The organism is Amycolatopsis sp. NPDC043887, from assembly GCF_056435665.1.
This window is the reverse complement of the sequence record NZ_JBWKEB010000034.1, coordinates 19674-27754: the sequence shown is the minus strand read 5'-3', so window position 1 is coordinate 27754 and position 8081 is coordinate 19674. Positions and strand designations below refer to the sequence as shown.

Annotated in this window: 4 protein-coding genes; 3 read left to right on the top strand and 1 reads right to left on the bottom strand. The window is 73.0% G+C overall.

Translation table 11 applies throughout. From position 1 onward, the window contains the following. Nucleotides 1–88 precede the first annotated feature (88 nt). The gene (locus tag AC069H_RS42345) at nt 89–277 is read right to left on the bottom strand and encodes a hypothetical protein (RefSeq protein ID WP_478236119.1); all 189 of its coding nucleotides are present in this window, start codon (nt 275–277) and stop codon (nt 89–91) included. On the opposite strand from AC069H_RS42345, the gene AC069H_RS42340 reads away from it, so the two are divergent. From AC069H_RS42340 to AC069H_RS42330, 3 genes are all read left to right on the top strand, one after another. After that, on the top strand, nt 267–536 hold the full coding sequence (locus AC069H_RS42340) for a hypothetical protein (protein ID WP_478236118.1): 270 nt from the start codon (nt 267–269) through the stop codon (nt 534–536). The genes AC069H_RS42345 and AC069H_RS42340 overlap by 11 nt on opposite strands. 664 nt (nt 537–1200) lie before the next feature. Next, nucleotides 1201–4629, top strand: coding sequence for a non-ribosomal peptide synthetase (locus AC069H_RS42335; protein WP_478236117.1), 3429 nt, complete (start codon nt 1201–1203; stop codon nt 4627–4629). Continuing rightward, entirely contained in the window at nt 4626–8081 is a 3456-nt protein-coding gene (locus AC069H_RS42330) for an acyl carrier protein (RefSeq protein WP_478236116.1), read from the top strand. The genes AC069H_RS42335 and AC069H_RS42330 overlap by 4 nt, the downstream gene beginning before the upstream one ends.

The window sequence follows — 8081 nt, the reverse complement described above, 5'->3', positions numbered from 1 at the left end:
GGGGGTGGGTTTCCGGGGGGGGGGGGGGGGGGAGGGGGGGTGGGGGGGGGGGGGGGGGGGTTTTTGGGGGGAAAACCAGAAACGCCACTCACGACCACCCCGCGCCGACCACGCCACGTTTGCCTCCTGTCCACGAGACAAGGAGCCGCACGTGACCGATGACGCCGCCGCGGACGGTCTTGGCAAGAAGTTCGGCGAGATCGCCCGCGCGCTGGAAGCGGAGCCGGATGTCGACTCGACGCTGGACGCCATCGTGATAGCCGCAAGTGGGCGACATTTCGATCCGGTCGGCCCTGACCGTCCACAGGGGAACCGCGAACCACTCGGCCAAAGGCCGTCCCGTCCTCGTCCTCCGTCTCGACGCGCCGGGAGCGGGCAACGACGCGCGCCACGACACCGCCGTGACGCACGAATTCTGGGCGACCCTGCCGGATTTTGTGCGCGCCCATCCCGATTGCCCGATCATCGATTCCCTGCGGCCCATCACTCAGAAGCACACCATCGAAGGTCTCGTGATGGGCGAATCCGACTCCTGAGGCTGTTTCGCGCGGGAGAAAATCCCGCCGAAGTAACGTCCCTCTGATTCACGAATTCGCCTGAAATGGATACACGTCGATTCGCGAGGCAAGCGAGCCGAACGACTCATGCGTGAGGCTGGGAAGCGTGCCGACCCACGTCGGTCGTCCATCGCCGGGCGGGTGTTCGTCGCGTCCGGGAAGCCGATGTTCTCCGCCTGCCCCGCGCGGGACCGCCGTGGGCGTCTTGGCAAGCCCTTGAACCTTCACGCCGCCGCGGCCGGCGTTGAAGGCGAGGTTCACCCGTGCGATCGGGGATCCGTATTTCTGAATCGATTGTGGAAAACGGCTCGCCGGTTGCCGGTAAACGTGGCTAATGGCATGGTGTCGGTTAATATCCGACGTGTCACCGAAAGTAATCAACCGAGTGTCGTTGGTGGCCGAACGATGGTCACGAAGTGTCGTCCAGTGTGCGGATTCGGGCGTAAGCCGTGGATAACTGCGACGTATGGTCCAATATGGATGGATCGTTCGGACTAAATCAGCGGAAATCGTATTCCTCGGCGCGGCCGGTCGTCTTAACCTTGCGTAATTCTTCACCTGAATCTGCACTGGGGAGCAAGATGAAGTCCACGCCGTTGTCGTCGCGCGCTCGGAAGACCTCGGAGCGACTGCTCGACGCCCGATGACGGAGCCCGGCTGCGTCAGCCGATTCGACAGGCACGCCCGGCAATCGCCCGACCACGTCGCGGTCTTCGAGCGCGGCACCGGGCTCACCTACGGCCGGCTCGCCGGGCTCGCGGGCGGCCGCGCGCTGCGGTTACGCGACGCCGGTGTCCGGCCGGGGGAGCGGGTCGGGCTCGTCACCGGGCACGGCAGCGCCGCGATCGCGGCGATCCTCGGCACCCTCGCCGCGGGCTGCACCTACGTCCCGCTGGACCCGACCTTCCCCCGGGAGCGTCTCGAGTACCAGCTCACGGCCGCGCGGGTGACCGCCGTGCTCGCGGATCCGGAGTACGTCGAGCTGGCAGAGTCCTTGTGCGGCACCGGATCCGTGCGGCTTGTACGCGCGGGCACGGAAACCGCGCCGCTCCCGGTGCCGGAAGCCGATCCGGACGGCTTGGCGTACGTGCTGTTCACCTCCGGGTCCACCGGCCGTCCGAAGGCCGTCGCGCAGACCCACCGCAACCTCCTGCACGTCGTAGACAACCAGATCACCGCCCTCGGCATCACCGCGGCCGACCGGCTCAGCCTGCTCGCGTCGTTCGGCTTCGACGCGGCGATCCCGGACCTCTACCCGGCACTGCTCACCGGCGCCGCGCTCGTACCGGTCGACCTGCGCGCGCACGGCCTCGCCCAAGCCGCGCGCGAGCTGGCCCGGCACGAGGTGACCGTCTACCACTCGACGCCCACGGTCTACCGGCACCTGCTCGACGTCCTCGGCGAGACCAGCCTCCCGTCCGTGCGGACCGTGCTGCTCGGCGGCGAGCAGGCGACCCACGCCGACGTACGCCGGGGCCGGTTCGCGCCGGAGTGTGTGTTCGTCAACGGCTATGGCGCCACCGAGGTGACCTTCGCCGCGCACTACCGGACGACCGCCGCCGAGCTGGACCCGGACGCCGACGGGCCGCTGCCGATCGGGCACGCGCTGCCCGGGTTCACGCTCACCGTGCTGGACAGCGGCGAACTCGAAGTGCGCGGGCGGCATCTCGTCGACGGCTACCTTGACCAGCCGAGCCCGGCGTTCGGGGTGACCGCCGACGGCGACCGTCGTTACCGGACCGGCGACCTCGGCAGGCTGCTGTCGGACGGGAACCTCGTCTGCCTCGGACGGCTCGACCGGCAGGTCAAGGTCCGCGGCTTCCGGGTGGAGCTGACCGAGATCGAGGCCCGGCTCGCCGAACAGCCCGGCGTGGGCGAAGCCCGTGCGATCGTGCGCGACGGCGACCTGCTCGCCTACGTGACCGCGTCCGGCTCGCGTCCGGACGGCCGGGCGCTACGGGCCGCGCTGGCGGACGTCCTGCCCGGCTATTCGGTCCCCGCGGCCGTCGCGGTGCTGGACGGTTTTCCGCTGACCGTAACCGGAAAACTCGACGAACGGGCGCTGCCGGACCCGCGGACGGCCGCGACCGTCCCGGCCGAGCGGCTGACCCCGGCCGAGGAACGCGTGCACCGGATCTGGTGCACGGTGCTGGGCCGTGACCGGGTCGGGCGCACCGAGGCGTTCTTCGACGCCGGCGGCGACTCGCTGCGGCTCGGCCGGGTGCAGGCGCGGCTGGCCGACGAGTTCGGGGTGGACGTCCCGCTGCTCGTCCTGTTCGAGCGCACGACGATCGCCGGGCAGGCCGCCTGGTTCACGGAGTCCACTTCGGACACTCAACCGCCGCCTGCCGCGGAGGAGCGGGCCGGGGATCTCATCGCCGTCGTCGGGCTGGCCTGCCGGTTCCCCGGTGCGCCGGACGCCGCCTCGTTCTGGTGGAACCTCTGCGCGGGCGTCGACTCGATCCACGACTACACCGACGAAGAGCTGGCGGCGCTGGGCATCGGGCCGGGCCTGCGTGCCGACCCGGCATACGTGCGGGCGGGCGGCCGGATCGACGGTGTCGAGGAGTTCGACGCCGGGTTCTTCGGGTTCACCGCCGACGAGGCCGCGCGGACCGACCCGCAGCACCGGCTGTTCCTCGAAACGGCGTGGCAGGCACTCGAAGACGCGGGACGCGACCCCGCCGCCGAGACCGGGCCGGTCGGGGTGTTCACGGCCACCTCGGTGAACCGCTACTTCCTGTTCCACCTGTTCGGCAACCCGGCGGTGACCGGCGACGTCGACCCGGACGACTGGGAGGGGCGGCTGACCGGCCGCCAGCTCGCCGATCATTTACCCGGCCAGGTCGCATACCGGCTGGGGCTGACCGGGCCGGCGGTGGCCGTGCAGAGCGCGTGCTCCAGTTCGCTCGCGGCTGTGGCGCTGGCCGCGCAGAGCCTCGCGGACTACCGGTGCGACGTCGCGCTGGCAGGCGGGGCGAGCGTGACGTGGCCGCGGTACCGCAGTGGCGGGCTTGCCTCCCCGGACGGCCGGTGCCGCGCGTTCGACGTCGGCGCGGCGGGTGCCGGGTTCAGCTCGGGCGCCGGGGTGGTCGTGCTGCGGCGGCTGGCGGACGCACTCGCCGACCGCGACCACGTCTACGCCGTGCTGCCCGGCTGGGCGATCACGAACGACGGCCCGGACCGCGCGGGCTACGCCGTGCCGGGACCGGCCGGGCAGGCGGCAGCGGTGGCCGAGGCGCTGGCCGTCGCGGAGGTCGCTCCGGACGAGGTCGCGCTGCTCGAAGCCCACGGCAGCGGCACCCCGCTGGGTGACGCGATCGAGGTGGCCGCGCTCAACCGCGTCTACGGGGACACGCTGCCGGAAACGTGTGCGCTGGGCTCGGTGAAGACGAACATCGGGCACCTCGACGCGGCCGCCGGTATCGCCGGGCTGATCAAGGCCGTGCTGTCCGTACGGCACGGAGTCATCCCGCCGAGCCTGCACTTCACGGCCCCGCACCCGGAGGTCGACCTGGCGGGCGGACCCTGGTACGTCCCGGCGAAGGCCACCGACTGGCCCGCCCGCGAGCGGCGGGTGGCCGGGGTCAGCTCGTTCGGCATGGGCGGCACGAACGTGCACGTGATCGTGGAGGAGGCCCCTGCCGTCCCACCACGGCAAGCGGCGAACGGTCCGTTCGTACTGCCGGTGTCCGCGCGTGACGCGAAAGCGTTGCGCGAGGCGGTATCCCGGCTGCGCGACCGGCTCGCCACGGACGCGCCGGACCTCAGGGACGTGGCGTACACGCTTTCGGTGCGGCGGGCTTTCGCGTGCCGGGCCGCCGTGGTGGCGGACTCGGTCACGTCGGCGGTCGCCGCGCTCGATGCGTTGCTGGCGAACGGAACCGACGTCGAAGGTCCGGCCGGGGCGGAGCGGGATCTGGCTGCCCACTGGGCCGGAGGTGGCGAGATCGAATGGGCAGCGGACGGCGATCCCGGCCGCGTCCCCTTGCCGGGCTATCCGTTCCAGCGGGAGCGGTACTGGATCGACCCACCGCCTCACCACACAACCGACCAGGAGACCCCTCGGTGACCGACACCTTGCCCGTCGTGGGTGGCCATGGACCGCCACTGTCCTATCCGGACACCACGATCACCGGGCTGATCCTTGCCCAGGCCGCACGCACCCCGGACGCCGTCGCCGTCCGGCAGGGTGACGCCCGGCTCACCTACCGCGAACTGGTCGCGTCGGCGACCGGCGTCGCCCGGCTGCTGTGGGCCCGGGGTGCCGGGCCCGGCACCCGCGTCGGCGTCTGCGCCGACAGGCGGCCGGAGCTGATCTCGACCGTCGTGGGCGTGCTGCTGTCCGGGGCCGCCTACGTGCCGCTCGAACCCGGCGGCCCGAAGGCGCGGCTGGCCGAGATCGCCGCGGACGCCGGGGTCTCCCTCGTCGTAGGTGATTGTGCGCGGGCCGAATTCGGTGCCACGGAAGGCATCGAGGCCGTTGACGTACCCCCGCCCGCGGACGGCCCTGTCGAGTGCCCCGCCGGTCCGGACGACCTCGTCCACCTCCTCTACACCTCCGGCTCCACCGGCCGTCCCAAGGGCGTGCTGACCAGTCACCGCAACGTGGTCGCGTTCGTCACCGGGTTCGCCGCCGCCCTCGGGATCCGGCCCGGCGCCCGGGCGCTCGGCATCGCCTCGCCCGCCTTCGACGCCTTCACCATGGACGTGTTCGTCCCGCTGGTGAACGGCGGATCGGTCCAGCTCACCGGCACCGCCGACCGGGCCGACCCCGAACGGCTGCGGCGGTTCCTCGTCGAGCACGACGTCGAGTGGGGCTTCGTCACGCCGACGCTGCTGTCCATGGTGGACCCCGCGGCCGTGCCCGGCTGGCGTGTCATCGCCTGCGGCGGCGAGCCGGTGCCCGCGGAGCTCGCCGCGCGCTGGCTGCCGGGCCGCCGGTTCTTCAACGCCTACGGCCCGACCGAGACCACCGTCGTGGTCGTCACCGACGAGGTCACCGGCATGCCCGCCGATCCGCTGCCGCTCGGCCGCCCGACGCCGAACCACCGGGCGTACGTCGTGGACGCCGAGCTGCGGCCGGTCGCGCCGGGCGAGATCGGCGAGCTCCTCATCGGCGGCCCCGGCCTCGCGCGTGGCTACCTCGGCAGCCCCGAGCTGACCGCCGCGAAGTTCGTCGACGACCCGATGACGCCGGGGGAACGGCTCTACCGCACCGGTGACCTGGCCCGTGAGCTGCCCGACGGCCGTCTCGAGTTCGCCGGCCGCGCCGACCGCCAGGTGAAGGTCCGCGGCCAGCGGATCGAGCTGGGCGAGGTGGAGGCCGCGCTCGCGACTCACCCGGACGTCGACGCCGCCGCCGTGGCGGCCGTCCCCGGGCAGGGCGGCACCCGGCTGGTGGCGTTCCTGGCACCGGCTTCCGCACCGTCCGATGTGGACGCACTCGGCCAGGACCGGCTCACCGCGGCGATGCGCCCGGCCGCGGTCCGGGTGCTCGACCGCCTGCCGGTCAACCCGGTCACCGGCAAGATCGACCGGCCCGCGCTGCGCGACCTGGCCGAAGCGGTGCTGGCGGGACGACGGGAGGACCTCGGCCCGCTCGGCACCCCGGCCGAACGCGCGGTCGCGGCCATCTGGCGGCGAGTGCTCGGTGACGGCGCGGGGACGGATTTCCTGGCCTCGGGCGGGAATTCGATCGCCGCGATGCGCCTGGTCGCGGCGCTGCGGGCGGAGCTGGCCGCGGACGTCGCCACGGAGGACGTGCTCGCGAGCGGCACTCTCGACGGGCTCACCCGGCGGGTCGCGGCCGCGCCGCCGCTGACCGGACCGGGGCTGACCACCGGGCACGCGCCCGCGCTGTCCCCGCAGCAGCGGCGGCTGTGGTTCCTCGACCAGCTCGCCCCGGACGCCGCGCCGTACAACATCGCGATGGCGTTCCGGTTGACCGGCGCGCTGGACGTCGACGCGCTGCGCCACGCCTTGCGCGCGGTCGCCGAACGGCACGACGTGCTCCGCTGGCGGATCCGGGCCGTCGACGGCGCGCCGCTGGCGGATCTCCTGCCGCCGTCGGATGTTCCGCTGCCGGTGACGCCGGTGACCGAGGACGGTCTGCGGTCCCGGCTGGCCGCCGACGCCGCGACACCGGTGCGCCTCGACCGCGAGGCTCCTTGGCGCGTAAGGCTTTACCGGCTCGGCGAGACGGAACACGTGCTCGGCTTCACGCTGCATCACGCGGCGTTCGACGGCTGGTCGCAGGATCTGCTGTGCGCCGACCTGTCGGTGGCCTACCGGGGCGAACCGCTTCCGCCGCAGGTGGCGTCCTATGCGGATTACGCGGTGTGGCGGGCCGGACGCGACGAACGCCGCGAGGCCGTGGACGTCGCCTGGTGGAGCGAACATCTCACCGGCGCACCGGCCACAGTGGACCTTCCGCGTGACCGGCCGCGCCCGGCCGTGCAGACCTACCGAGGCGTGAGCCTGCGTCAGTCCTTTTCGGACGGCGTCGCCGAGTCGGTGCGGGCGCTGGCCGCCCGCACCGGCACGACACGCGCCGGGGTGCTGCTCGCCGCGTTCGGCCAGCTGCTGCGGCGGCTCACCGGCGCGACCGACCATCTGGTCGCCACGGTCGTCGCGGACCGGCAGCTCGCCGAGTGCCAGGAGGTCGCGGGGTTCTTCGTGGACATCGTGCCGGTGCGGCTGCGGGCCGACGACGCCGCGGACTTCGCGACGCACGTCCGTGATGGCGGCGCGGAACTCCTCGCCGCGACCGCGCATCCGGCCGCGCCGGTCGAACGGCTCGTCGAGGCGCTCGGCGTGCCCCGCGATCCCGCGCACGCCCCGCTCGTGCAGGTGATGTTCAACGTCCTGAACTTCACCGAGCCGCGGCTGGACCTGCCCGGCGTGCGGTCGGCGTGGCTGCCGGTCGACAAGCCTGGGTCGCCGTTCGACCTCACGGTGTACGTCCACGACGACGGCGTCGAACTGCTGTACAACCCGGACCTGTTCGACCACGCCCGGATGGCCGGGCTCGCCGAGGACTACGTCGCTCTGCTCGGCGCGCTGGCCGCGGCGCCGGACGCGGCGGTCGGGACGAGCGTGCCGGAGCTGCCGCGGGCGGACGTCCGCACGGCCGCGCCCGCCGCGACGACCCGCGTCCGGGCACGGCCGCCGTCGGTGGCCGCGGATCCGGCGGCGCTCGCCGCGACCGAGGCCGTGATCGCTCGTGCCTGGTGTGACGTCCTCGGCGTCGCCGAAGTCGGGCACACCGACAACTTCTTCGACGCCGGCGGGAATTCGCTCGCCTTGGCCAGGGTGCACGCCCAGGTCACCGCCCGGCTCGGCCGCCGGATCCCGATGGTCGACCTGTTCACCCACCCCACTGTCCGCGCCCTCGCCGCGCACCTGCACTCCGGCGGCGCCGCTGTCCCGGAACTGGCCCGCGCCGCCGAGCGCGTCGCCGCCCGCCGAGGCCGGACCCAGACCAGAAGACCCCGTCGCACCGCCGGCCCGGCCGGCTCCTGA